This is a genomic window from Streptacidiphilus albus JL83 (genome assembly GCF_000744705.1).
GTDB lineage: Bacteria > Actinomycetota > Actinomycetes > Streptomycetales > Streptomycetaceae > Streptacidiphilus > Streptacidiphilus albus.
Genome location: NZ_JQML01000001.1, coordinates 3,885,372 through 3,911,997, shown reverse-complemented (window position 1 = coordinate 3,911,997; position 26,626 = coordinate 3,885,372). Strand labels below are relative to the sequence as shown.

Here is a 26,626-nt window from a genome sequence, read left to right as displayed (position 1 = left end):
GGTACTCCCTGGTCATCAGAGTTCGGAGGTCGTCAGGTACGGGGGCCAATGCCAAGAACTGGGGGCTGCTAGTCCCGCAGCCGGAGGGTGCAGCACTTCACGCTGCCGCCGCCCTTGAAGAGTTCGGACAGGTCGACGCCGATGGGGGTGAAGCCCCGCTCCCGCAGCCTGGTCGCCACCGCGGTGGCGGCCTCGGGCAGGACCACGTGCAGGCCGTCGCTGACCGCGTTCAGCCCGAAGACCTCGGCGTCGGCGCGGGAGACCTGGATCGCGTCCGGGTAGAGCCGCTCCAGCACCGCCCGGCTGCCGGGCGAGAAGGCCCCCGGGTAGTACATGACCTCGTCGTCGGTCAGCACGGTCAGCGCGGTGTCGAGGTGGTAGAAGAACGGGTCCACCAGCCGCAGCCCCACCACCGGTCGGCCCAGGAACTCCTGGGCCTCGGCGTGGCTCTCGGGGCTGCTCCGGAATCCGGTGCCGGCCAGGATCCGGTCCCCGACCACCAGCAGGTCGCCCTCGCCCTCGTTCACCTGGACCGGGTCGTGGGTCTCGGTGTACCCGTTGGCGCGGAACCACTCCAGGTAGGCCGGCCCCTCGGCGGCCCGCTCCTGGTTGCGGAAGCGGGCCCCGAGCACCCTGCCGTCGGCCACGGTGGCGCCGTTCGCCGCGTAGACCATGTCCGGGTATCCGGGGAGCGGCGTGATCTCCTCCACCTGGTGTCCCAGCTGCCGGTAGAGGTCCGCGAGCTGCTCCCACTGGGTGACGGCGAGGTCGCGGTCGACCGGCTTCGCCGGATCCATCCAGGGGTTGATCGAGTAGGTCACCTCGAAGTGGGTGGGACGGCACATCAGGTAGCGCTGGCGTTGCGCGCTACGGGCGGGCGTTGCGGGGTTCATGGGGTTGTGGGTCTCCCTGCCGGGTCGGGGTGCGCTCTGGTGCCGGGGCGGCCGGCTGCGGGCGGGGGCCTTCACGGCCGGCCCGCGGGGCGGAGCCGATCGGGATCCGGGGGAGCTGCCCGGAGGCGACGAAGTAGGCGAAGTAGCGGTCCAGCAGCTCGGGGCCGACCTCGGGGGCCTCGATCCCGGAGCCGTCGAGTCCCTGCAGCAGGTTGCGGCGGTCGAAGTCGCGCGGCTGGCGTCCCCGGCCGGTGGCGGCGGTGGCGCTGTTCATCAGGGCCACCGCCCGCAGCGAGCTGTCCTGCGGGACCCCTGCCGCCCGCGCCGCCGCCTCCAGCCGGTGGTGCCACTGCTCGTAGGGCAGGTCCTCCACCTGGTAGCCGAGGGTCCTGGCGTGCTCCAGGACGGCGCCCAGGCGGACCGGGGCGGCGGCGGCCAGGTTGACCGTCCGGCCGTCGGCGGGCCGGGAGCCGGCCAGCCGGACCAGGGCGCCGGCGACGAAGTCGACCGGGACCAGGTTCTCCTGGAGGTCGTCGTCCGGATGGTCCGGGAGCGGGCGCGCCCCGATCTCGACGCAGGCCCTGACGTAGTGCCAGAAGGCGTCCCGGTCGGCCACCGCCCCGGTGCGGGAGTCCCCGCTGATCCGCGCGGTCCGGTAGATCGCGGTGGGGATCCCGCGCTCGTGGGCGAGCCGGATGATCCTTTCGGCGACCCACTTGCTGCGGACGTAGCCGCTGGCGCCCAGCAGCTGCGGGTCGCTCTCCCACTCCTCCGGGAGCAGCTCGGGGTCCTCCGGTCCGGCCACGACCGTGCTCAGGGTGGAGACGTAGTGCACCGGCTTCAGCTGGTGCAGCACCGCCAGCCGGAGCACCTCCTGGACGCCGACCGCGTTGGCGGCCCGCAACTGGGCGTAGGACTCCATGATGTTGACCCTGGCGCCGTTGTGGTAGATCACCTGGACCTGCTTGGCGAGCCGGTCGAAGCGGTCGGGGGTGAGCCCGAGCAGCGGCTGGGCCAGGTCGCCGGGCACCGGCCGGATCCGGTCGCGCAGCCGCTCCTCCCACAGGCCGTAGCCGTCCAGGCTCTGCTGGATCCGCTGCTCGGCCGCCTCCAGCCCGGAGGCCCTGACCAGGCAGAACACCTCGGCGGTGGTGCGGTCCAGCAGTTCCCGCAGGAGGAAGGAGCCCAGGAAGCCGGTGGCTCCGGTGAGCAGGATCCCGGTGGGTCCGCCCGTTTCGGCGCCCAGGGCCGGCGCCGGGCGGCCCTCGGCGGTGATCGCCCGGTCGAGTACCGCGTCCGCGGCGAAGTCGTCGGCGCCGACAGGTGCCGCCTCGACGCCCGCGAAGGCGTCCAGCATGGGGTCGAGCGCTGCCACGGTGTCGCGGTCGAAGACGACGCTCAGCGGCAGCGAGACGCCGAGGCGCTGGTTGATCAGCCACACCAGCTGCGGGGCCAGCAGCGAGTGTCCGCCGAGGGTGAAGAAGCTTTCGTCGATGCCGACCCGGGCCAGGCCCAGGACCTCGGCGAACACCTCGCAGAGCAGTTGCTCGCGCGGCGACCGCGGCTGCCGGCCGGCCGACCGGCCGTACTCCGGCGCGGGCAGGGCCCGCAGGTCGAGCTTGCCGTTGATGGTGAGCGGGAGCGCGTCCAGCAGCACGAAGGCCGCGGGCACCATATGGCCGGGCAGGGTGGCGGCCAGTGCCGAGCGCAGCGCTGCCGCCTCCATTTCGGCGCTCCCGGCGCTGCCGGCGCTCCCGGCCGGAACGACGTAGCCGACCAGCCGCCGATCCCCCGGCGTGTCCTCCCGGACCACCACGGCGGCCTGCGCGACCTGCGGCAGCTCGGTCAACGCGGCCTCGATCTCGCCGGGTTCCACCCGGAAACCGCGGATCTTCACCTGGCTGTCGGCGCGTCCCTGGAAGGTCAGACCGCCGTCCTTGCCCCGGCGGGCCAGGTCGCCGGTCCGGTACATCCGCGCGCCGGGACCGCCGAAGGGGTTCGCCACGAACCGTTCCGCGGTCAGCGCGGGGCGGTTGTGGTAGCCGCGGGCCAGACCCGCGCCGGCCAGGTACAGCTCTCCGGTCACGCCCGGCGGCACTGGCCGCAGCCCGGAGTCCAGGACATGGACCTGAGTGTCCCGGACCGGACTGCCGATGGTCGGGGTGGTGCTCCCGGACAGCGGTCCGGTGAGGGTGGCGCACACGGTGGACTCGGTGGGACCGTACGCGTTGATCATCAGCCGGCCGGCGGACCAGTCCCGGACCAGCGCCGGCGAGCAGGGCGATCCGCCGACGGTGACCACTCTCAGGTCCGGCAGCCCGCCCTCGGGCAGCACGGCCAGGGCGGCGGGCGGCAGGTGCACATGGCTGACCCGGGTCTCGGCGAGCAGTTCGGCCAGCGGCGCGCCGGGGCGAGCCGTTCGGCGGGCGCCAGCACCAGGGTGGCGCCGGACACCAGCGAGATGGCCATCTCCCAGATGGAGGCGTCGAAGCCGGTCGAGGCGAACTGGAGGAACCGGTCCCCGGGCTCGACCTCGAAGCGCTCGACGGTCACCCCCAGCAGGGCGGCCGCTCCGGTGTGGGTGACCACGACCCCCTTGGGCCGCCCGGTGGAGCCCGAGGTGTAGATGAGGTACGCCGGATGCTCGGGGCGGGCCGGCGCGGCAGCCGGGAGCGGCCGCGGGTCCTCCTCCGGCGCCGGATCATCGAGCAGCAGCACCGGCCGGGAGGCCGACTGCGGCAGGGCCGCCGCCACCGAGCGCTCGGTCAGCAGCAGCACCGGCTGGGCGTCCGCGAGCAGGTAGCCGAGCCGATCCTCGGGGTAGGCCGGGTCGATCGGGAAGTACGTCGCGCCGGACTTGAGCACCGCCAGGAAGGCCACTGCGGTGTTCAGGCCACGCGGCAGCGCCACGGCCACGGCCCGCTCCGGCTCCGCGCCCAGCCGCACCAGCCGCCGGGCCAGCCGGTCGGCGGCGGCGTCCAGTTCGGCGTAGCTGAGGGTGGCGCCTTCGAAGAGCGCCGCGGTGGCCTCCGGGGTGCGCAGCGCCTGCGCCTGGACCATGGCGGTCAGGGTGGCCGGGGGGACGGCCCGCCCGGTGTCGTTCCAGGCCAGCAGCTGCCACTGCTCCGCCTCGGTGAGCACGTCGACGCCGGTGACCGGCAGGTCGGGCTGCTCGGTGACGACCGCGAGCAGCCGCTGGAAGCGCATCGTGAGCAGTTCGGCCGTCTCCGGGTCGAACAGGTCGGTGGCGAACTGGAGTTCGCCTTCCATTCCGGCCGGCTGCCCGTCCGGGCCGAGCAGCTCGCGCAGCGCGAAGGACAGGTCGAACTTGGCGGTCTGCGTGCGCAGCCCCTCGAACTCGCCGACCTGGAGGCCGGGCAGCGGCTGTTGCGAGTCCGCGGCGTTCTGCAGCACCAGCATGACCTGGAACAGCGGGTGACGGGTGGTCGAGCGGGCCGGGTTGACCAACTCCACCAGCCGCTCGAACGGCAGGTCCTGGTGCTGGTAGGCGGCCAGGTCGGTCTCGCGCACCCGGTCGAGCAGGGTCCGGAACGTGGGGTTGCCCGAGGTGTCGGTCCGCAGCACGAGGGTGTTGACGAAGAAGCCGACCAGGTCGTTCAGGGAGTCGTCGGTGCGCCCGGCGACCGGGGCGCCGATGGGGATGTCCTCGCCCGCGCCCAGCCGGGTGAGCAGCGCGGCCAAGGCGGCCTGCAGCACCATGAAGGCGGTGGTGCCGGTCCGGCGGCCGAGGGCGGACACCCGCGCGTGGACGTCCGCACCGATGCTGAAGCCCAGGGTCTCGCCGCCCTGCCCGGCCGGCTCGGCGCGGGAGCGGTCGTGCGGAAGGGCCAGCTCGTCGGGGAGGCCGGACAGCGCCGCGCGCCAGTAGCGCGACTGCTGGGCGATGACGCTGGACGGGTCGTCCTCGGTGCCCAGCTGCTCCCGCTGCCAGACGGCGTAGTCCGCGTACTGGACCGGAAGCTCCGCCCAGTCCGGGGCGGCTCCGGCCATCCGGGCGGCGTAGGCCGTGGCCAGGTCGCGGCGCAGCGGGGCCATCGACCAGCCGTCGCAGACGATGTGGTGCAGCAGCAGCACCAGGACGTGCTGGTCGGCGCCGGTGGACAGGACCGAAACCCGCAGCGGGAGGTCGACCGCGAGGTCGAAGGCGTATCCGCACGCGCGGGCGACCAGCTCGTCCAACTCGGCCTGCTGGACCTGGTGCCGGACGAAGCTGGGTTCGGCCGCGGCCGGCTCCAGGATCCGCTGGACCGGCTCGCCCTCGACCGAGGGGAACAGCGTGCGCAGGCTCTCGTGTCGCGTGACCAGGTCCTGGACGGCCAGCTGGAGGGCGTCGTGGTCCAGCAGGCCGTTCAGCCGCAGCACCAGGGGGGCGTTGTAGGTGCTGCTCGGGCCGTTCAGCCGGCTGAGGAACCAGAGCCGCCGCTGGGCGAAGGACAGCGGCAGCCGCTCGCCCCGCGGTACCGGGACCAGGGCGTCGCGTGCCTGTGTCCGCTCCTGCTCGATGTGCTGCGCCAACTCGGCGACGGTGGGCAGGTCGAACAGCGTCCTGATGCCCAACTCGTGGCCGAGCTCGGTGCGGACCGCGCTGATCAGCCTGGTGGCCAGCAGCGAGTGGCCGCCCAGGGTGAAGAAGTTGTCGTGGATCCCGACCGAGTCCAACCCGAGTACGTCGGCGAAGAGTTCGCACAGCCGGGTCTGCTGCGGGGTGCTCGGGACGCTCGGGGTACGGGCCCCGTAGACCGGGGCGGGCAGCGCCTTGCGGTCGATCTTGCCGTTGGCGTTCATCGGCAGCGTGTCCAGGACCACCACGGCCGAGGGCACCATGTAGCCGGGCAGCGACCGCGTCGCGAAGGCACTGAGCTCCGCCGCCAGGTCGGGGGCCGCGGCGGCGGGAGTGCAGTAGGCGACCAGCCGCATGTCCCCGGGCTGGTCCTCCCGGGCCAGCACGACCACCTGTCCGACGCCCTCGTGCTGGGCGAGCACCGCCTCGATCTCGCCGAGTTCGATCCGGAAGCCGCGCAGCTTCACCTGGGCGTCGACCCGGCCGACGAACTCCAGCGCGCCGTCCGCGCGTCGGCGCACCAGGTCGCCGGTCCGGTACATGCGGCCGCCGGCGGCGTACGGGCAGGCCACGAACCGCTCGGCGGTCAGCCCGGGCCGGTTCCAGTACCCGCGGGCCAGGCCCGCGCCGGCGATGTAGAGCTCCCCGGGAACCCCGGGCGGGACCGGGAGCAGGTTGCCGTCCAGGACATAGGTCTGCATGTTGTCCAGTGGACTGCCGATCGGCACCCGCACCCCGGCGAGGTCGTCCTGGGACAGCTCCTGGAGCGTCGCGAAGGTGGTCGCCTCGGTCGGGCCGTAGACGTGCGCCAGCCTGAGGCCGGGGACCGCGTCGAGTACCCGGCGCATCATCGCCGCCGAGGCGGCCTCACCGCCGGTGCACACCTGGCGCAGCCCCGCGAAGACCTCCGGATTCTCCTCCGCGAACAGGTCGAACAGCGCCTTGGTGATGAACAGGGCGGTGACCTGGTGCCGCTCGATCGCCTTGGTCAGCGTCCAGTCGTCCAGTCCGCCCGGGGCCGCCACCACGACCGTCCCGCCGGACAGCAGCGGTACCCACAGCTCGTAGGTGGAGGCGTCGAAGGCGTGCGGCGAGTGCAGCAGCACCCGTTCGTGCGCCCCGCCGCGCCACTGCCGGTCGGCGGTCAGGTCGACCACGTCGCGGTGCCGGACGGCCACGCCCTTGGGCACCCCGGTGGAGCCCGAGGTGAACATCACATAGGCCAGCTGGTCCGGGTGGACCGGAGCGAAGGGGGCCGGGGCGAAGGGGGCCGGGTCGACGGTGGCCGGGTCCGAGGGGGCGCCCGTCTGCTCCGTCTCGGCGTCCGCCACCCGGACCACGCGGGCGTCGTGCGGGAAGCCGACCTCGGCCCGGTCGGTGATGATCACGGCGGCGCGGGTGTCGGCGATCACCCAGGCCATCCGGTCCGGTGGGAAGCTGGTGTGCAGCGGCACATAGAACCCCCCGGCCCTGATGATCGCCAGGGTGGCCACCACCAGGTCGACCGAGCGGTCCATCAGCATCGCCACCGGGGTCTCCGGGCCGACGCCGAGCCGGAGCAGGTGCTGCGCCAGCGCGTTCACCCGGACGTCCAGCTCCGCGTAGCTGAGCTGCTCCTCGTCGGAGGCCAGCGCCACCGCGTCCGGGGTCAGCGCCACCTGCCGCTCGAACAGCTGCGGCAGCGAGCCGTTGGTGACCGGGGCCGTGGTGTCGTTCCAGCCGTACAGCGCCTGGTGCCGCTCGTCCGCGCCGAGCACGTCCAGCCGTCCGATGGGGGCCTGGGGATCGGCGACCGCGGCGGACAGCAGCCGCACCAGCCGCTCGGTGAGCAGGTCGACGGTGGCGTTGTCGAACAGGGCGGTCGCGTACTCGACCGAGCCCTCGATCCCGGCCGGCTCGCCGTCGGCCCCGAAGGACTCCTGGAGACCCATGGTCAGGTCGAACTTGGCCACTCGCAGGCCGATCGGCTCGGCCGAGCAGACCAGACCGGGGAGCTCCAACTCGGCGCCGTCGTTGTTCTGCATCACCAGCATCACCTGGAACAGCGGGTGCCGTGCCAGCGAACGCGCCGGATTGACCTCCTCCACCAGCCGGTCGAAGGGGATGTCCTGATGGGACAGGGCCTCCAGATGGGTCCTGCGGACCCGTCCGACCAGCTCCGCGAACGACGGGTCGCCGGAGGTGTCGGTGCGCAGCACCAGCGTGTTGACGAAGAACCCGACCAGGTCGTCCAAGGCCTCGTCGGTCCGGCCGGCCACCCCCGTCCCCAGCGGGATGTCCGTGCCGGCCCCGAGCCGGGACAGCAGTGCCGCGAGCCCGGCCTGGAGCACGGTGAACATGGTGACCCGGTGCTGGACCGCGAAGCTGCGGAGCCGTGCGTGCAACTCGGCGTCCAGGCGGAAGTCACGGGCTTCCGCGCCGTCGCCGGAGGCCGAGTGCCTGGGGCGGTCGAAGGGCAGTTCCAGCTCCTCCGGCAGACCAGCCAACTTCTGCTTCCAGTAGGAGAGTTGACGGTGGTGAAGGCTCTGCGGATCCTCTTCGCCGCCGAGCATCCGGCGCTGCCAGAGCGCATAGTCCGCGTACTGGACCGGCAGCGGCTCCCAATCGGGGGCCCCGCCCGCGGTGCGCGCCGTATAGGCGGTCCCCAGGTCCCGCAGCAGCGGTGCCAGCGACCAGCCGTCGCCGGCGATGTGGTGCAGCACCACCAGCAGCACGGCCTCGTCCGGGCCCAGCAGGAACACGGTCGCCCGCATCGGCGGCTCGCGCCGCAGGTCGAACGGGCTGGCTGCGGCGGCGTCGCGCAGCGCCGGGTACTCTCCCGGACCGCAGTGGACCGCCTCGAAGCGCAGCGGCGCCTCCGCCACCGGGAGCACCTGCTGCACCGGCACCCCGGCAAGTTCGGGGAAGACCGTGCGCAGGGCCTCGTGCCGGCCCATGACGTCCGCCAGAGCGGTGCGCAGGGCGGGCAGGTCCAGCGAGCCGTGCAGTCGCAGGGCGACAGGGAGGTTGTAGAGCGGGCTGGGGCCCTCGATCTGGTCGACCAGCCAGAGGCGTTGCTGTGCAAACGAAACCGGGATCACGAGTCTTCCTTCATCCAACGTCATGGGGGTTTCCGCGCGGCGCGCGGGACACCGCGGGAACTCCGGGTCGTTGCTCCGGCTACCGGGCGAGGGCGCCGAGCAGGCTGGCCGGCCTGATGTCGGTCCAGTTGGCCTCGATGTAGTCGAGGCAGTCCTGGCGGCCGGCGGTGCCGAAGGCGGCGGACCATCCGGTCGGGGCCTCGATCCAGGTGGGCCAGAGCGAGTGCTGGTTCTCCTCGTTGACCAGGACCTGGTACTCGGCGTTCTCGTCCTCGAACGGGTTCGTCATGGTGGTGGGGCCTTTCCGGTGGCGAGCGGGAGTGGGACGAAGCGGGACGGGCTCTGTTCAGCGGGCGGTCAGCAGCGCCGGGAGGCGCTCCAGGCCGAAGTTGATCAGCGAGCGGTTGTACTGGGGGGCGCCGATCGGCTCGATCGAGGCCAGCCGTTCGACGGCGGCCGAGAAGACGGCGCCGAGTTCGGCCTTGGCCAGCGGCGCCCCTATGCAGTAGTGCGCCCCGAGACCCAGTGCGAGGTGCCGGTTCGGCGACCGGTCGAAGATGATCTCGTGCGGCTGCGTGAACGCCTCGGGGTCGTGATTGGCCGGCCAGGTCCAGACGACGACTCGTTCTCCGCGCCGGATGGTGCGGCCGCCGAGCTCCACGTCCTCGGTGGCGGTACGCAGGGTGTGCAGCCCGACCGAGGTCCACCGCAGCAGTTCGTCGACCACGCTGTCCATGTCGACCGATCCGCTCTGCACCAGCCGCCACAGGTCGGGCCGCTGGGCCAGCGTCAGCAGTCCCATCGCCGAGGCGTGCCGGACCGTCTGCACCCCGCCGACCACGATGTTGTCGAGGTTGAGCACCACGTCCTCGATCGGCAGCAGCCGCCCGCCGATCCGGTGCGTGGCCATGGTGCTGATCAGGTCGTCACCCGGGTCGAGCCGCCGCCGCATCACCTGGTGCAGCAGATAAGGGATCAGCTGCTGGTGCCCGGCCCGGCGCTGCTCCGCGGTGTCGCCCAGGAAGGCCTGGTCGCAGACCCGGACCACCATGTCGCGGTCCGCTTCGGGAACGTCGAGCAGGTCGCACATCACCGCCAGCGGCAGTGCCGAGACCACGTCCACCAGATCGACCCGTGCTTCGGTCAGCGCCCGGTCGAAGAGCCCGCGGGCCATCTCCAGGATGCCCGGGGCGGCCGCGCGGGACCGGCCCGGCGAGAAGGCCGCGGTGGCCGGGGCCCGCAGTTCGCGGTGGCGGGGCGGGTCGCACAGGGCCATCATCTTGCCCACCCCGGCGGGGGTCAGCCCCTCCCCGCTGCCCAGCAGCGAGCCCTGCTCCGAGCTGAAGACCACCGGGCTCCGGAGCACCTGGACGGCTTCCCGGTAGGAGATCACCGACCAGACCGGGCCGTCCTCGGCCGTCGAGGTGAGCTGGACCGGGCCCTCGCCGCGCAGATCGTCGATGATCTCCGGCAGGTCCGGGCGGGCCCACAGGGCGGGATCGCTGAGATCGGTCACGGCGTTGAGCACTGGAGCTCCCTGACGAGTGGTTCGGGGGCACGCCCGATGACGGATGCGAGCAGCTCCACCGGACCCGGCTGGGCCACGGTGGCCAGCAGATGGCCGCCGGGGACGATGGACCGGCCGAAGCGGCCGGTGGTCAGCTCGGCCCAGCCGTCCAGCTGCGCCGCGCCGACCATCGGGTCGGCGTCCCCGGCCACCGCGTACAGGTCGCACTCGACCGGCGGCCGGGAGCGGTAGCGGTAGGTGCGGCGCAGGTCCAGGTCCCTCTGCACGGCGGCCAGCGCCAGTTGCCGCAACTCCGGTTCCGCGGCGATCAGTTCGCCCAGGCCGGCGTGGCGGAGCAGCGAGTCCGCGTCGCGCTCCTCGGGGATCCCGCCGGCCCACAGCTGGGGCGGTTCGGACGCGGCCACGACCACCAGCTCCGGGCGCTCCCCCGGCGGCAGTGCCCGGGCCACCTCGAAGGCCAGCAGCGCCCCCAGGCTCTGCCCGTAGAAGCCGAAGCGTCCGCCACGGTACCTGCGCACCTCGGCCGCGACGGTCCGTACCAGGGCGTCGAAGCTGCTCGGCATGGGGTCCAGGTGCCGTCCGCCGCGGGCCGGCATCCGCAGCGCCCGGACCTCGGCCAGCGGGGCCAGGGCATGGGCCAGCGGGGTGTAGGCCGTGGCGTCGCCCCCGGCGTGCGGGAAGCAGAACAGCTGGAACGCCGGGCCCCGCTGCGGAGCCGGGATCAGCAGCCAGTCCCCGGCGGTCCCGGGCCGGATCCCGGTCACCGGGCACCGCCCGGGCTGCGTACCAGCGCGGGCCGACTCGGTGCGGCGCTGCCCAGGCTCGCCCGGACGGTCTCGGTGAAGTCGGCCAGGTCACGGGCGTTGAGCAGGGTCAGCAGCTCGATCTCGACGTCCAGTCGGCGGCGGAGCACATGCACGATCCGCAGCGCGTGCAGCGAGTGGCCGCCGCAGCTGTGGAAGTCGTGGTGCGGCTCGACCGTCTCCAGCCCCAGGACCTTGCACCAGGTCTGGGCGACCAGTTCGTCCAGGGTGGTGCCGTCGTCCGGTCCGGCCGCGGGGGCGGTCGCCAGGGGGGCGTATGTCGCGTCCATCAGGGGAGGAGCCTTTCTTCGTCGGTGTTGCCGTGTCCTGCGGACGCAGCCATCTCGTCCAGGGCGGCGGTGTAGGCGGTGATGTAGTCGAGGGCGACCGTGTCGGGCACCAGCGAGCGCTGGTGGTCCACGGCCAGCAGCACCCGCTGCGATGCCGAGTCCTGGATCAGCGCGGCGGTGAAGGGGAAGCTGTTCGGCTCGTGCCGCAGCGTGGGCTCGCAGCCGATCTTTCCGTCCACGATCCGTGCCGAGCTCAGTCGACCCAGCGCGTGGAAGCTCAGATAGCCGAACTGGCTGTCGAGCCGGGTGCCGTCCATCAGCTGTGCCAGCAGGGCGATCGGCACCCTGCGGTGCGGCATCATGTCCAGCTCGGCCCGGTGCACCCGGCGCGCCAGGTCCAGTGGGGAGCAGCCGTCCGGTTCGGCGGTCAGCGGGACCGAGTTGACGAACAGCCCGTAGACCTCGGCCCCGCCGCGCCGTTCCAGCCGGCCGTTGGTGGCCAGACCGGTGGTGATCCGGGGACTGCCGGTGACCTGTCGCAGGGCCCGGACGTGCGCGGCCAGTGCCACCGCCTTGACCGGCACGCCCGCGGCGGCGGCGACCAGCCGCAGCTGCTCCGGCGCCTCCGGGAGCACCCGGTCATGGGTGACCGGCACGTCGTGCGGGTCACCGGAGCCCGACCACAGCCCTCCGCGTACCCCGGCCAGCCGGTCCCGCCAGTAGGCCAGGGACTCCAGGTCGGCCGCCGCCTCCCGCTCGGCCGCCACGAACTCCCGGAAGGTGGACTCCGGCGCCGGGGCCGCACCGCCGGCCGGGTCCGCCGAGAGCTCGGCGTGCCGGTCCAGCAGTTCGGACAGCAGCGAGGTGAAGCTCCAGCCGTCGAGGATGGCGTGGTGCTCCGAGACGGTCAGCTGGAAGGCCTCCTGGTCCAGCCGCTGCACGGTGATCCGGAACAGCGGCGGCTCCAGCAGGTCGAACGGCGAACGGCGATGGCGTTCGAAGACCGCCCGCACCGCGTCGTCCTGGCCCTCGGCGTCGTGCCGGCTGAGGTCCTCGAACTCGACCGGCGCCGGAACCTCGGCGTACACCAGTTGCAGGGGTTCGCTGAAGCCGGAGATGTCCAGTCCGGTCCGCAGCACCGGGTGCCGTCGGACGGCCTCGGCGACGGCCCGGGTGAAGGCCTCCTGGTCCAGGCGGGCGTCGATCCGGTAGCTGTTGACGTTGTGGTAGCTGGAGGTCACCCCGGCGATCTCCATATGGAACACCATGCTGAGCTGCATGGACGCCATCGGGTAGGCGTCCTCGACGCCGGGCGGCAGGGCGGCCCGGTCCTCGGCCTCCAGCAGTGAGAAGGCCTGCGCGGCGAGCTCCTGCCCCGGGCCGGCCCCCGGCCGCAGCGGCTGGGCCAGGGCGGCCAGGCCGGCGACGGTGGGGGCGTTGAAGACGTCCCGCAGCGACACCGTCCAGCCCTCGTCCCGCAGCGCCGCGACCAGTTGCACGGCCCGGATCGAGTCACCGCCGAGGTGGAAGAAGTTGTCGCCGACCCCGATCCCGGGCACCCCCAGGACCTGGGAGAAGCCTGCGGCCAGGGCCTGTTCGACGGCGGTGCGCGGGGCCACCACCCGGTCGTCCGCCCGCCGCTGCTGCGGCGCCGGCGCCGGCAGCGCGGCCCGGTCGGTCTTGCCGTTGACGGTGACCGGCAGCGACTCCAGCACGGTGACACTGGCCGGGATCATGTAGCCGGGCAGCGAGGGCTCCAGGAACTCCCGCATGTCCTCGGGGGCGCGGCCGGTCACATAGGCGACCAGCCGGTCCTCGTGGACGGTCACCACGCAGGCCTCCACCTGCGGATGCGCGCCGAGCGCGCTCTCGATCTCGCCGAGCTCGATCCGGAACCCACGGAGCTTCACCTGGTGGTCCGCCCGGCCCAGGTACTCCAGTGCGCCGTCCGGCAGCCGCCGGGCCAGGTCGCCGGTCCGGTACAGCCGGCCGCCGGGTCCGGACCCGAAGGGATCGGCCACGAACCGCCCCGCGGTCAGGCCCGGTCGGCCCCAGTAGCCGTGGGCGAGGCTGCCGCCGCCGACATAGAGCTCCCCGGTCACCCCCACCGGGCAGGGGCGCAGCCAGTCGTCCAGGACCCGCAGTTGGAGGTGGTCCATGGCCGAGCCGATCAGGCTCCGCTCGAAGCCGTCGGCGGTGCCGGGCACCTCGAAGGTGGTGACATGGACCGTGGTCTCGGTGATGCCGTAGAGGTTGCACAGCGCGGCCGGGGGCAGCGGGTCCAGCTGGAACCAGCGGCGGACCACGGCCGGGTCCAGCGCCTCCCCGCCCAGCATGATCTGCCGCAACGCGGGCAGCGCCCGGGGCCGCTCGCGCAGCACCGCCTCCAGCTGCCGCAGCGCCGAGGGGGTCAGGCAGAGGAAGGACACCCGTTCGCGCTCCAGCAGTTCGGCGAACTCCTGCGGCGAGCGGCTGGTCAGATACGGCACCACCACCAGCCGGGAGCCGTGGTGCAGAGCGCCCCAGATCTCCCAGACCGTCCAGTCGAAGGCATAGCTGTGGAAGAGCGTCCACACCTGCTCGGGGCCGAAGGCGAACCTCCGGGCGCCGGAGGCCAGCAGCCGGCTGACATGCTCGTGGGCGACGGCCACCCCCTTGGGACGGCCGGTGGAACCCGAGGTGAAGATGACATAGGCGATGTCGCCGGGCTCCCCCTGGGCCGGTGGCCTGCTCCGCGGCAGGGCCGCCAGCTCCGGCTGCCGGTCGGCGGGCGAGAACACCCGCCAGGGGCCCTCGGGCACGCGCTCCGGCTGGTCGGTGACCACCAGCGCGACACCGGTGTCGCCGAACACCACCGACGCCCGCCCGGCCGGTCCGGCCGGGTCCACCGGAACGTAGGCCGCCCCGGTCTTGAGCACGGCGAGCACCGAGACCAGGATCTCCGGCGTCCGCTCCAGCAGCAGACCGACCCGGTCGCCGCGGCCCACTCCGGCCGCGATCAGGGCATGGGCGAGCTGGTTGGCCCGCTGGTCCAGCTCGGTGTAGCTCAGCTGCTCCGCGCCGTGGCTGACCGCGGTGCGCTCGCCGTGGCGGTCCACCGCCTCCTCGAACAGCTGGTGCAGGCAGCGGCCAGGCGGCAGCTCGGTCGCGGCCGCCGCCCGCTCCGCCGCGGTCGGCGCGGTCGTCCGCAGCACCGGCTGGGAGCAGTCGTCGAGCACGGATTCGAGCAGGTTCTGCCACTCCCCGGTCATCCGCAGCACCGAGTCCGCGTCGAACAGGTCGGAGCTGAACTCCACCTCGCCGCGCAACTCGCCGTCGTCGTAGACCGACCAGGTCAGGTCGAACTTGGTGGTGCCGTTGGGGCGGACGCTGCGGGTGGCGGCGGCCGGGCCGAACCGCACCGGTTCGCGGTCCTCTGCGTGCGCGCCGAAGACGACCTGGACCAGCGGGTGGTGCTGGGTGGCCCGGTCCAGTGACAGCTGGTCGACGATCGCGTCGAACGGTGTGTCCAGATAGGCGTATCCGTCGAAGGCGGTCTCCTGGACCTGCTCCAGCAGCTCGCGGAAGGTCATCCGCGGGTCCAGCCGGATCCGCAGCGGCAGCAGGTTGACGAAGTAGCCGACCAGGTTCTCCAGCTCCGGCCGGTTCCTGGTGGTCACCGGAGTGCCGATGACCAGGTCCGTGGCCGCGGTGAACCGGTTCAGCAGCAAGGCGAACGAGGACAGCATCACGATGAACGGGGTCACCCCCTCGGCCTCGGCGAGCTCCCTGACCCGGGCGGCGGTGCCGGGTGCCAGGCCGAACGGCTCGGTGTGGCCGCGGTAGCTCTGGGCCGGTGGCCTGGGCCGGTCGGCCGGCAGCTCAAGGAGCGCCGGCGCCCCGCTCAACTGCCGCTTCCAGTAGGTCAGATGCTCCTCGAACGACTCCTCGGTCGCGGCCTCGGCGTAGTCCGGGTACTGCGTGGTCAGCTCCGGCAGCCGGGCGCCGCGTCCTTCGAGCAGGGCGCTGTAGCACTCGGACAGCTCCCGTTCGAACACGTCGGACGACCAGCCGTCCCAGACGATGTGGTGCACCACGATGGCCAGGGTGAGCCGGTCGGCGGACCGCCGGATCGCGGTCACCCTGATCAGCGGTCCCTGCTCCAACTCGAAGGGTGTCGCCGCCTGGGCCGCGATCAGCGCCTCCGCCTGCCCGGCCTGCTCGGCCGGGGGCAGGGCGGCGAGGTCCGACAGCGCGATCCTGGGCGCTCCGCGCTCATGGACCAGCTGCACCGGCGCGCCGTCGTGCAGGCCGAAGGTCGTCCGCAGCGAGTCGTGCCGCTGCACCACCGTCGCCAGCGCCGCCTCCAGCAGCCCCAGATCGAGCGGACCGTCGAACTCGAAGACCCAGGGGATGTTGTAGGTCGCCGCCCCCGGGTTCCACTGGTCCAGGAACCACAACCCGCGCTGCAACCCCGACAGCGGCGCTCGCCGAACCGCTCCTGTGAACTCTCCGTACGAGGTCACTGCCGTGCTCCCTTCCCTGCCGCCTGCGGCGCCGGGGCCGCTCCGGTCTGCTGCTGCGCCGCCAACTGCTCGGCGATGGCCCGCACTGTCTTGGCCCGGAACACCAGGTGCGGCGGAACCCGCGTCCCGGTCTCCCGGGAGAGCCGCATGGCGACCCGCAGGGCCGCGAGCGAGGTGCCGCCGATCCGGAAGAAGTTGTCCTCGCGGTCCACCCGCGGCCGGTCGAGCACCTCGCGCATGGTGTCGGCGACCAGCCGCTCCATCCGTGCCTGCACGGTCTCCACCACGATCTGCGGCGGGGCGGTCGGGGACGGGGCGGTCGGCGCTGGGATCGCCGGCGCGGGGGTGGCCGGCGCGGGCACCAGCTCCGCCAGGGTCGCCAGCCAGTCGTCCCGCAGGGCGGCGATGGTCGCGGCCTCGAACAGGTCGCTGTCGTACTCGAAGCGGCCGGTGAAGTCGGTGCCCCGGTCGTCGACGGAGATGGTCAGGTCGAACCGGGAGACGTCGTTGAGATGGAGCTCCCGGGACACCGGCACCCCGCCCACGGACAGCTCGCGGGTGTCCGTGGGATGCAACTCGAAAACGATCTGGCACAGCGGGATGCGGTCCCCCGGGCGGTCGTCCAGCACCAGCCCGGCGATGTCGTCGAAGGGCGCGTCCTGGTTCCGGTAGCCGCCGACACAGACCTTGCGCACCTGCCGCACCAGCTCCCGGAACGACGCCCCGGGGTCGACCTGCACCCGCAGCGGCAGCAGGTTGACGAAGTAGCCGATCAGACCGGTCAGTTCGGCGCGACCGCGCAGGCTCACCGGCGCGCCGACCACCAGATCGGTCCGGCCCGAACGACGGTGCAGCGTCAGCGCCAGCGCCGCCAGCAGCACCATGTACGGGGTGGCGTCCTCGCCACGGGCCAGTTCCCGCACAGCCAGCGCGGCCTCCGGGGGGAGCGCGTAGCGGTGCTGCGCGCCCCGGAACGCCTGCAGGTCGGGGCGGGGGTGGTCGGTGGGCAGCACACTGTCCGCGGCAACCCCGCGCAACGCCTCCTGCCAGTAGCCGAGCTGTGCCTCGGCGGCCCCGTCGCTGTACTGTCCGGCGCTGTACTCCGGGTAGCCGACCCGCAGTTCCGGGAGCCGGTGCGGGCGGCCTTCGGCCAGCGCCTGGTACGCCTCCTGCAGCTCCTGTTCCAGGACCGGCAGCGATCCTTCGTCCCAGACCAGGTGGTGGAAGGTGAACACCACGGTCAGCCGGTCGTCGGGGGTGCGCACCGCGTCGACCCGGAACAGCGGGCCGGTCTCCAGCTCGAACGGCTGCCGGGCCGCCTCGGCGATCAGCCCGTCCACCTGGTCGGCGGCGGCGTCCACCAGTGTGAAGGGCAGCGTGATCCGGTCGCTGATCCGCTGCTGCGGCCCGGACTCCTCCAGGACGAAGACGGTCCGCAGCGGAGCGTGCCGGGAGACGACGACGTCGAGGGCGCCGCGCAGCAGCTCGGGGTCCAACGTGCCCTGGAAGCGGAACACCCAGGGCACGTTGTAGGTGGCCGCCCCGGCGTTCCAGTGGTCCAGGAAGAACAGGCCGCGCTGGAACTTCGACAGCGGCGCCGTGCCCAGCGACGCCGTGCCCAGCGACGCCGTGCCCAGCGGGTTCGGCTTCGCGTCGAGCGACGGCGGAGCCCCGGCGGGCTCCCCGGTGGCGCTGACGGCTGCGGCGAACGCGGCGAGAGTGGGCGCGTCGAAGATCGCGTAGGGCGACACCATGCCGAAGTCGTCGAAGACCCGGCCGATCATCCGGACCGCGGTCAGCGAGTCGCCGCCGAGATGGAAGAAGTTGTCCTCGGCCCCCACCAGGTCGACGCCCAGCACCTCCGCCCAGACCTGGGCGATCAGCCGTTCCGCCGCGGTCCTCGGCGCGACGAAGCCCGCCTGCGCCACCGGCACGGCCGTCGGCTCGGGCAGGGCCGCCCGGTCGGTCTTGCCGTTCACCGTCAGCGGGAAGGCCTCCAGCGCGACCACGGCGCTCGGGAGCAGTTGCTCAGGAAGCCGCTCGCGCAGGTACTCCCGGATCTGTCCGTACTCGGGTACGGCCCCGGTGGCATAGGCCACCAGTCGGCCCTCCCGCTCGACCACCACGCACCCGGTGATCCCCGGGTAGCCGGCCACCGCCTGTTCGACCTCTCCCGGTTCGACCCGGAACCCGCGGATCTTCAGCTGGTGGTCGGTCCGGCCGAGGTACTCCAGCGGGCCGCCCTCGGACTGCCGCCGGACCAGGTCCCCGGTGCGGTACATCCGTGCGCCCGGGAGCGTGGAGAAGGGATCCGCGACGAAGCGTTCGGCGCTCAGCCCCGGACGCCTCCGGTAGCCCCAGGCGAGCAGTGGGCCGCCGATGAACAACTCCCCGGCGGTGCCGGCAGGGCAGGGCCGTAGCTGTTCGTCCAGGATGTGCAGCGTCCGTTCGCCGACGGCGGCGCCGATGCCGACCGGCTCCCCGGCCGCCTGCGGCCCGACCCCGTGGACCGTGGCGGTGATCACCGTCTCGGTGGGCCCGTAGGCGTTGAGCAGCGGCACCCCGGTCAGTTCGCGCCAGGCCGCAGCGGCGGCGGGCTCCAGGCGGTCGCTGCCGGAGACCATGAGCCGCAGCGCCCGCGGCGAGCCGCCGCGCTCGCGCAGTTCGGCCACCAGGTCGTGGAAGTACCCGGCGGGCAGGTTGGCGATGGTCACGCCCTCCGCGTCCAGCAGTGCCAGCAGTTCGCGTGGGGAGAGCAGCTGGCGATCGGGGAGGACCAGGCAGGCGCCGGCGGTCAGCGCCACCAGTGTCTGCTCGATCGAGACGTCCACGGTCGGCCGGGCGAACTGGAGCACCACGTCCTGCGCGGTGACACCCATCCGGTCGACCGTCGCCGCGATGTGCTCCGACAGCGCGTCCACCGGGACCCAGACGCCCTTGGGCAGCCCGGTCGTCCCCGAGGTGTAGATCGCATAGGACGGCGTGTCGGTCTGGCTCCGCTCCTCCGCCAGCAGGGTGAGCACCCCGTCCCGCAGCAGCACCGTGGCTCCGGCGTCCTTGAGCATGAAGGCCTCGCGCTCGGCCGGGGCCCCGGCGTCCAGCGGCAGATAGGTCCCGCCGGACCGGAAGGCGGCGAGCATCCCGACGATGTAGTCAAGGCGGTCGCCGCTCCTCACGGCGACGGTCTGTCCCCGCGGCAGTGCGGAGTCGAGCGCCCCCACCATTTCGTCGAGTTCGCGATGGCTGACGATCCGGCCTGAGCAGCGGACCGCGGGCCGGTCCGGATGGCGGAGTGCCATGGTTGTGAAGGGAAGACTGTGTGACGACATCATCAGACCCCGCTGAATTGATTGCACCGAACCAGGGCGATTGCCGGCAGAGCGCCCGATATGAGCCCAGACCGGAAGAGAGGACCGGAGAAGAGAACGGAGAAGGGAAAGGTCTTGAGGACCGCAGCAGCCGGCTCGGCAGGGCCAGGCCGGAGCTGGTGGCTACTGCCAGCCCATGTCCCCCGGCGCGACCGTGCCGCCGTCGGTCGGCTGCGCGGTCGCGGTCGCGGTCGCCACGGCGGCTGCCTGCGACTGCTGGACGTCCGAGTGAGGCGTGCTGGTCAGGCAGGCCCCCGCACCCAGGAGGACGGTTCCAACGGCCAGGCTCAGAACAACGGTCCGAAGCTTCGCGGCAATCATGACGGCCTCCTCTGGGCATAGGAATGCCCGGGTCAGGTGGTTGGGGGGACTCGGCCGAAGGGATTTTCGTTCTTGGCTTTCCCTTTCGGCGCACTTCAATTCTGTACGCCCGGCAACCTCGATGTCCCGGCTCCCGGCTGGCACAGATGTGCAGTGACACCTATGTGTCGTCCGGCCCCTGACCAGGCCCTGCGGGAGTCTGGCTCATCGTCAGCAGCGGTCTGCAGGGCCGGAATCACTAGTTCCGCCCGATATCGGACGGGCCTCTCGGTCTTTTACCGTGATCCCGGCATCCTTACCCGAAATGCTCAAAGCGCAGCACACGTGAAGGCGATCGGCACTGCCGCAGGCATCAACTGCCATGTCCGTACAGGCCCGGAGGAGCCCGGGGCGACCGGGGCGACCACCCCGTCCCGGGCGCCGAACCCGGGCAACTTCGTTCCAGCAAAAGTGATCTGACTTCACATCAGACACAGCTCCCGAGGAGAGCCGGCGGAGCCCGCTGGTCCTGACCAACGCCCGTGCCGACGGGCCACGCAAGGAAATCGTCCGCGACTACCGCGCCCTCGCTCACCGACGTACCGAGGCCGGACTCCCCGCCGCGCACCTCGCGGCACACGGATGCCACGGCGTCATGCTTCGCCAGGCCTGCCCGGTGTTGTCATCCGGAATCCGTTGGCCAGCATGATGGAGCGCAGTTCGTCCTGCCGGTGGATCTCCATGACCACTTCGTCCGGGAGGAGGTCAGCGTCGGTACCGGTAGGGGGCCGCACCCACCGCGCCTGAGCGTTCAGGAGGGGGCCGGTGCCCCGGGCCGGCTTCTCAGGGGGCCGAGTTGGGTACGTTCGGGTGTTTGGCGAACTCCATGGCCGGGGTGGCGCCCGGTTGCGTGCAGTCCTTGCCGACCTGGACGCACTGGTTGGTCGCGCTGCCGTTCAGTGGGTGGGCATTGGCCGGCGCGGGGCTGTGTTCACTGGGGAGCAGGTCAGCCGCCAGCGGCCACACGGCCTTCCAGGCGGCGTCGAGCGAGGCCTCGTCGGAGCCCGTGCGGGAGCGGTTCATGCGGTACGGCTGGGTGATCAGGGCGACGCTGATCCCGTGGTCGGGCAGGGCGGTGGCGAGTGCCCTCAGGTCCGCTGCCTCCACCCCGGTGGCCGTGCCGTGGCCGAGCAGCACCACGGCGCGCGCCGGGCCCGGGCGCGATGCCAGGCGATTCCCGCGGTGCCGATGGGGGTGGGCACGAGGTCCATCGCGGGGCCGGTTGCGGCCCGGTGGTTCGCTGGATTCCTCATGGCGCTGCCTCCTTCTGGGCAGCGACGAAGTCGGCGATGGGTCCGGCAACCGCGCGGTGGCCGGGGACGATGTGGCCGCCGGGGTGTTCGATGATCAGCGGATCGGCGAACCGGTCGGCCAGACGCAACGAGTCCTTGCGGGGCACGATCACGTCACTGCGGCCGATCACATGGACGGAGGGGGTGGTGAGCCTGTGCCGCAGCAGGTCCGTGTGTTGCGGCAGGTCGCTGGTGAATCCGCCGACCATGACGGCGAAGTCGAAGCGGAATTCGGGCGGGGCGCCCTCGCTCTCCTGGAGCGTGGTGAGCAGTCCGGCCAGGGCCGCGCCTTGGCTGAAGCCGAAGATCCCGTCGAACCGAGGTCCGGCGCGCACCAGATCGACCGCCCAGTCGCGGGTGCGCTCCCAGCCGTCGAAGCCCTCATGCCACCAGCCGAAGTCGCCGGTGGCCAGGGAGGGTGCGTCCACGTGGACGAACTCGATGCCTGCGGGCAGGGAGTGGCTGAGCGATTCCATCTGGTCGCGCAGGATCGCTCCACTGCCGTGGTAACCGTGCAAGCACAGGACGCGTACGTCGGACATGGCTGCACCTCCGGCTCGACCGCCACCGCTCTGGTGACGTGGCCTTTATCCTCCTGCGACCCCAATCCATATGTCCAACAAATAGAATCTCTCCTGGTGATAGATTTTGTGCATGGGAGTTTCCTTGCGCCAACTTGAGTACTTCATCACCGTCGTCGACGAGGGCTCCTTCACTCGCGCGGCCGAACGGCTCGATGTGAGCCAGCCGGGCCTCTCCCACCAGATCCAAGCCCTGGAGCGTGAACTCGGCGGTCCGCTGCTCGAACGCCTGCCGCGCAAAGTCCGCCTCACCCCGGCCGGCCGCACCGCCCTGCCGCACGCCCGGGCCAGCCTGGCGCACGCGCAGCGCGCCTCCAGCGCCGCGCGCCGGGCCTCCGGAGTGGAGACCGGCGAACTGCACGTGGGCACCCTCTACTCGATCAGCACCGGAGTCCTGCCCGGAGCACTGCGCACCTGGCGCCGCAGCTACCCCGAACTCCAGGTCCACCTCGTCGAGTTCCCCCACACCGACGAACTGGTCGCGGCCATGGAAGCGGGCGGGGCCGATGTCGCGGTCGGCCCCACCCCGCCCGCCTGGGAAGGCCCCTGCCGGACAATCGGCGACGAGGAGTTCGTCATCGCCGCCGCCCCCGACCAACTGCCCTACCCCGACGGCGCGCGCGTCCCGGTCACCGACCTCGCCGAACAGGAATGGGTGCACTACACCGCGCGCAGCGGACTGGCCGACATCCTCAACCGGACCTGCGAACAGGCCGGCTTCACCCCCAGGCTCTCCGTACGCACCGAACAGAGCCCGTCCGCACTCAGCCTGGCCCGCGCCGGAATCGGCCTCGCCCTGCTGCCCGGCAACATCGTCCCCCCGCACTTCGACGGCATCCTCCTGCGTCCCGACCCACCCGTACTGCGCCCGCTCGCGGTCTACACCCGGGTACGCCCGGACCCGATCACCGCGGCGTTCGTCTCCGCGATCTCCGTCGAGACCCTGGTCACCCCGACCCACATCACCGATCGACTCGGAGCGCTGCAGACGTAGCGGGTCCTGCGCCGGCGGACCGGTCGCACCCGGCTCGGACGCGTCACGGCCGCGAGCTTCGGTCCGCTCCATCCCGGTCCTCGACGTGTCCGCGGCCAGTGTCAGGCTTCGGATACGCCCACGTCCCACGCGGCTCCATCCGAGGGGACGCCAACTGGTCCATGCATTCAGGTTATGGAGAGGATTCAATCCACTTGTTGGACATATGACGTGGGGTCAGGAACGATCCTTCTCAAGCCGCAGACGCGGGCAAAGTCGACCAAGTCGATGACGCTGGGCCGTCAGCTGACGTGCCTGGGGCATCCTTGGGAAGGAACGCGCCAATGAAGGTCAGCAAGTTCAGGGCGGCCCTGGTCACCGCGGCACTCGGGATCGGTGTGGGCACCGCCTACTGCGCCAGTGTGGGCAGCGCTGCGGCCAGCAGCGCCTCCGCTCAAGCCTCGGCCCAGGCTCGGGACCACTGGCACCACCACAGTCTCCCGAACCCCTACGAGTTCCTGCCGAAGGTGCCTGCCTTCAGGGTGGTCAGCACCACCGTGCGCAACGGGCATCCGCTCCCGGTCGCGCAGCTTTCGGGGGTCTTCGGAGTGCCTGGCGGCAAGGACATCTCCCCGGAACTGTCCTGGTCCGGCTTCCCCAAGGCGACCAAGAGCTTCGTGGTCTCGATGTACGACCCGGAGGCGCCGACCGGAAGCGGCTTCTGGCACTGGATCGTGGAGGACATCCCGGCCACCGCTGTCACCCTGCCGCAGAACGCGGGCGCACTGAACTCGACCACCCTGCCGGCCGGAGCGATCCAGCTCGACGGGGACGCGGGCACGGCCCGCTACATCGGTGGCGCCCCGCCCGCCGGCTCCGGCGTTCACGACTACTACATCACCGTCACCGCCCTGGACGAGCCCAGCACCGGCCTCGGCGCGAACACCAGCGGCGCCCTGTTCAACTTCGAGATCGACAGCCACACCATCGCCCGCGCCACGATCATCTGCCCCACCGCCATTGAGTGACGAGTGATCCTGTCGCCGCCATGGCGGGCCGGACTTCCCGGCCCACCACCCGAGCCCCCCGGGCTACCCGACCTGAAGAACGTGACGATCTCATCGTCAGGGCTCTGTGCGGGGCCCGCCGTCAACCGACGGGTACTCGCCCGTCGGGACCTATGCCGCGACGGTGGCACGCCGGGGTGAGCGGCTGCGAACGCCGGGTGCGCCCTGCGCACTGCGTGCGGTGGGGGCTGCGGACCGGTTGCGCGGGTTGCGGCCGGAGGAGCTGGCGCGGCGGGGGCGCTCGACCACCGGGTTGCTGATCACCACGGGCACGCCGGTCGGCACGCAGGCTCCGGTGATCCGGGCGAGCTCGGCGTCGCTGGAGTGGACCTGGGTGGTGTGGGGGGTGATGCCGGCGGTGTGCATCATCCGGGTCATCTCGCGGCGCTGGTTGGGCAGGACCAGGGTGACCACGGTGCCCGACTCCCCGGCGCGGGCGGTGCGGCCGCCGCGGTGCAGGTAGTCCTTGTGGTCGGTCGGCGGGTCGATGTTGACGACCAGGTCCAGGCCGTCGACGTGGATGCCGCGGGCGGCGACGTTGGTGGCGATCAGTGCGGTGACCTGGCCGTTGCGGAACTGGTCCAGGGTGCGGGTGCGCTGGGGCTGGGACTTGCCGCCGTGCAGCGCCGCCGCCTTGACGCCGTTGGCCAGCAGCTCCAGGACCAGGCGGTCGGCGCCGTGGCGGGTGTCGGTGAACATGATCACGCCCCCGGCGCGGGAGGCGATGTGGGCGACGGCCGCGTTCTTGTCGCTGTTCTGCACGTGGAGCAGGTGGTGCTCCATGGTGCTGACGGTCGCCGAGGAGGGGTCGACCGAGTGGGTGACCGGGTCGTTCAGGAAGCGGCGGACCAGCCGGTCGACATTGCGGTCCAGCGTGGCCGAGAAGAGCATGGTCTGCCCGCCGGGGGCGACCTGCTCCAGGAGCTCGGTGACCTGGGGCAGGAAGCCCATGTCGGCCATCTGGTCGGCCTCGTCCAGCACGGTGACGGTGACCTGGTCCAGCCGGCAGTCGCCGCGCTCGATGAGGTCCTTGAGCCGGCCGGGGGTGGCGACGACCAGCTCGGCCCCGCGCTGGAGGGCCTGGGCCTGCCGGCTGATCGACATCCCGCCGACCACGGTCGCCAGCCGCAGCCGGACCGCGTGGGCGTAGGGCGTCAGCGCCTCGGTGACCTGCTGGGCGAGTTCCCGGGTGGGGACCAGCACCAGGGCCAGCGGCTGGCGGGGCTCGGCCCGGCGCCCGGCGGTGCGGGCCAGCACGGCCAGGCCGAAGGCGATGGTCTTGCCGGAGCCGGTACGGCCGCGCCCGAGGACGTCGCGGCCGGCCAGCGAGTTGGGCAGCGTCGCCGCCTGGATCGGGAACGGCGCGGTGACGCCCTGTCCGGTCAGCGTGTCCAGCAGGGCGCGGGGCATGTCCAGGTCGCTGAACGCCTCAACGGCCGCGAGCGCCGGAGTAGTGCTGACCGGAAGCGCGAACTCGCCCTGTGCGGAGTAGTTCTGACGGCCACTCGGGGACGACGGACGCTGGCCGCCGCTGGGGCGGCGCCCGTAGGAGGAACCGGCGCTTTCGCTGCGCGAGGCGGTGCGGGCGTGGGGGCTGGAACTACGGCCGGAGGAGCGGTTGGAGCGGATCACGGGAGTCACAGGAGGACCTTCCTCAAGGGGGCGCGTGTCGAGGAAGGCTCCAGGCCGCGCCTGAGCAGGTGCGGGGAGATCACACGAACGAGCCAGAAGAAAAGAATGCGGGGCGTGGACGGTGGAACCGTGCGGCACGTCACCTACGGTCGGCGCACACCCGAAGGAAATGGGGCGGCAGAAACCTCGAACCGTACTCGCAAGAAGAAAAAACCAGAGAGTCACGGCAGGGGCGATATCCGAACGCGGCGCGGAGCGTCTCGCGAGGATTGATCGCCGGTGGCGGGGCCAGAGGGCCCGAAAAGCGGGCCGGAAAGAAGTTCAGAAAGGGTGGTGCCACCCGCCCGCACCACTTTTCGAGTGGTGCGGGCAGGTGCTTCGCAGCGACAAGTGCTGCGGCCAAGCGTCAGAGCGGACGAATGTTCTCGGCCTGCGGGCCCTTCTGGCCCTGCGTGGTGTCGAACTCGACCTTCTGGCCCTCAAGCAGCTCGCGGAAGCCCTGGGCGTTGATGTTCGAGTAGTGGGCGAACACGTCGGCGCCGCCACCGTCCTGCTCGATGAAGCCAAAGCCCTTTTCCGCGTTGAACCACTTCACAGTGCCAGTAGCCATATATGTAACTCCTTGATGGGGCCTGTACCGAAACCCGCATGCCGCGCGTTTCGCGCCGCCGTGATGATGACCAGCCCGGAACCTGTCCGGGAAAACAAAAATGCGCCTGTCGGCTACAACCAGCAGGCGCACACATAAGTTCATGGGACCACAACTGCAACAAGAACGACTGTAGCAGGCAAAGGCAGTCCGCAGGCCGTCCTGGGTAAAACAGCCCGGCCGCTGGTGTCGAGGGCAACGAACACCGTGCGGGGGCAGTCGGTAGTCGTCGGGGCTCTGTCAGTTGGGGCGCGCGGTGAAGCCGTCCACGTACAGGTACGGGGCGGGGATGGCGCCGTCCATGTACTCCACCCTTACCCGGTACCCGAGTGCCAGCAGCACACTCGACAGCGCACCGGTCAGGATCGTCACCGAGGTGCGCCCCTGCCGGCCCCCGGGGGTGTCCTGGTCGATCTGCGACTCGTCGGCCAGGATCCAGCCCAGCATGACGCCCGACTCCGACAGCAGCAGGGAGACGCCGCGCCCGCGTCCCTCGTGCGGGGCCTCCGCGTCGAAGACCAGCATCCCGAGCTGGTGCAGGTCGTCCCACACCAGTACGCCCAATTGTGCGAAGGGGTGGCCGTCGTGGCGTCGCAGTACCCCGGCCCCAGGACTCGAAGACATGGACCGAAATCGTACCTGCCACGCATGACGCCGTGATCGCCCGGGCACGGACGGCGAGCCGGGGCGACCCGAACCTTACGAGGGGAAGGCACGGCAGCGCCCCGGCCGGGGTTCGGACGGCTGCTACAGACCGGTCATCTTGGCGTACGGGCTGGCGACGCGCTTCAGGAGCGCACCGAAGTCGACCACGACCGCGACACCGTCCTCGACCGCGGTGACCCGACCCAGGCCGTAGACGTCGTGGGTGACCCTGCTGCCCACTGCGAAGAACCGGTCCGGGGGCGCTGCCACGGTCTTGAAGGGACTGGAGGGCAGGTGACGCTTGGGCATGCGCATATTTGTCATTGCCTCCAGTATGACCGCAGCTCGCACGGGAGCGACAGTCCAGTGCCGACGACG

General features: G+C 71.9%; 16 protein-coding genes and 2 pseudogenes. 2 read left to right on the top strand and 16 right to left on the bottom strand.

The genetic code is table 11. From position 1 onward, the window contains the following. Nucleotides 1–68: 68 nt before the first annotated feature. The 12 genes and pseudogenes from ddaH to BS75_RS16755 form a co-directional block, all read right to left on the bottom strand. Nucleotides 69–893, bottom strand: a complete 825-nt coding sequence (gene ddaH, locus BS75_RS16805) for a dimethylargininase (RefSeq protein WP_034088818.1) — start codon at nt 891–893, stop codon at nt 69–71. Beyond that, nucleotides 868–3,887, bottom strand: a pseudogene (locus BS75_RS52435) (amino acid adenylation domain-containing protein); the annotation flags it as partial. The gene ddaH and the pseudogene BS75_RS52435, both read right to left, overlap by 26 nt. Nucleotides 3,888–4,013: 126 nt before the next feature. Beyond that, nucleotides 4,014–8,579: pseudogene (locus BS75_RS52430) on the bottom strand (amino acid adenylation domain-containing protein); the annotation flags it as partial. Between the two features lie 55 nt (nt 8,580–8,634). After that, the gene (locus tag BS75_RS16795) at nt 8,635–8,844 is read right to left on the bottom strand and encodes an MbtH family protein (RefSeq protein ID WP_034088817.1); all 210 of its coding nucleotides are present in this window, start codon (nt 8,842–8,844) and stop codon (nt 8,635–8,637) included. 57 nt (nt 8,845–8,901) lie between these two features. Next, complete coding sequence (locus BS75_RS16790; protein WP_034088816.1) at nt 8,902–10,083, bottom strand: cytochrome P450; 1,182 nt, start codon at nt 10,081–10,083, stop codon at nt 8,902–8,904. Further along, on the bottom strand, nt 10,068–10,847 hold the full coding sequence (locus tag BS75_RS16785) for a thioesterase II family protein (protein ID WP_231607797.1): 780 nt from the start codon (nt 10,845–10,847) through the stop codon (nt 10,068–10,070). Before BS75_RS16785 ends, BS75_RS16790 begins: the two co-directional genes overlap by 16 nt. Next, nucleotides 10,844–11,176 (bottom strand): phosphopantetheine-binding protein, encoded by a 333-nt coding sequence (locus BS75_RS16780; protein WP_034088815.1) that lies wholly within the window; start codon nt 11,174–11,176, stop codon nt 10,844–10,846. The genes BS75_RS16785 and BS75_RS16780 overlap by 4 nt, the downstream gene beginning before the upstream one ends. Further along, complete coding sequence (locus BS75_RS16775; RefSeq protein ID WP_042439485.1) at nt 11,176–15,681, bottom strand: non-ribosomal peptide synthetase; 4,506 nt, start codon at nt 15,679–15,681, stop codon at nt 11,176–11,178. Before BS75_RS16775 ends, BS75_RS16780 begins: the two co-directional genes overlap by 1 nt. Continuing rightward, a complete protein-coding gene (locus tag BS75_RS16770) occupies nt 15,678–18,980 on the bottom strand; it encodes a condensation domain-containing protein (protein WP_052069479.1) in 3,303 nt (1,100 codons plus the stop codon). Before BS75_RS16770 ends, BS75_RS16775 begins: the two co-directional genes overlap by 4 nt. Before the next feature lie 192 nt (nt 18,981–19,172). Then, nucleotides 19,173–19,370 (bottom strand): hypothetical protein, encoded by a 198-nt coding sequence (locus BS75_RS16765; RefSeq protein ID WP_034088814.1) that lies wholly within the window; start codon nt 19,368–19,370, stop codon nt 19,173–19,175. Nucleotides 19,371–20,192: 822 nt separating this feature from the next. Further along, nucleotides 20,193–20,549 carry a hypothetical protein gene (locus BS75_RS44375; protein WP_052069478.1) on the bottom strand — a complete coding sequence of 119 codons (357 nt, stop codon included), beginning with the start codon at nt 20,547–20,549 and terminating at the stop codon, nt 20,193–20,195. A 109-nt stretch (nt 20,550–20,658) separates the two neighbouring features. After that, nucleotides 20,659–21,243: an alpha/beta hydrolase family protein gene (locus BS75_RS16755; protein WP_034088813.1), complete on the bottom strand. Its 585-nt coding sequence runs from the start codon at nt 21,241–21,243 to the stop codon at nt 20,659–20,661. A 112-nt stretch (nt 21,244–21,355) separates the two neighbouring features. Here BS75_RS16755 and BS75_RS16750 point away from each other — a divergent pair, with 112 nt between their 5' ends. Beyond that, entirely contained in the window at nt 21,356–22,276 is a 921-nt protein-coding gene (locus tag BS75_RS16750; protein ID WP_034088812.1) for a LysR family transcriptional regulator, read from the top strand. A 323-nt stretch (nt 22,277–22,599) separates the two neighbouring features. After that, nucleotides 22,600–23,283 (top strand): YbhB/YbcL family Raf kinase inhibitor-like protein, encoded by a 684-nt coding sequence (locus BS75_RS16745; protein ID WP_081982383.1) that lies wholly within the window; start codon nt 22,600–22,602, stop codon nt 23,281–23,283. 150 nt (nt 23,284–23,433) lie between these two features. Here the strand turns inward: BS75_RS16745 and BS75_RS16740 are convergent, their stop codons facing one another. From BS75_RS16740 to BS75_RS16725, 4 genes are all read right to left on the bottom strand, one after another. Then, nucleotides 23,434–24,963, bottom strand: a complete 1,530-nt coding sequence (locus BS75_RS16740; RefSeq protein WP_231607796.1) for a DEAD/DEAH box helicase — start codon at nt 24,961–24,963, stop codon at nt 23,434–23,436. A 397-nt stretch (nt 24,964–25,360) separates the two neighbouring features. Further along, nucleotides 25,361–25,564, bottom strand: a complete 204-nt coding sequence (locus tag BS75_RS16735) for a cold-shock protein (protein ID WP_034088811.1) — start codon at nt 25,562–25,564, stop codon at nt 25,361–25,363. A 279-nt stretch (nt 25,565–25,843) separates the two neighbouring features. After that, entirely contained in the window at nt 25,844–26,227 is a 384-nt protein-coding gene (locus tag BS75_RS16730) for a hypothetical protein (protein WP_152646073.1), read from the bottom strand. A gap of 123 nt (nt 26,228–26,350) precedes the next feature. Next, nucleotides 26,351–26,572 (bottom strand): hypothetical protein, encoded by a 222-nt coding sequence (locus tag BS75_RS16725; protein ID WP_034088809.1) that lies wholly within the window; start codon nt 26,570–26,572, stop codon nt 26,351–26,353. Nucleotides 26,573–26,626: the final 54 nt, after the last annotated feature.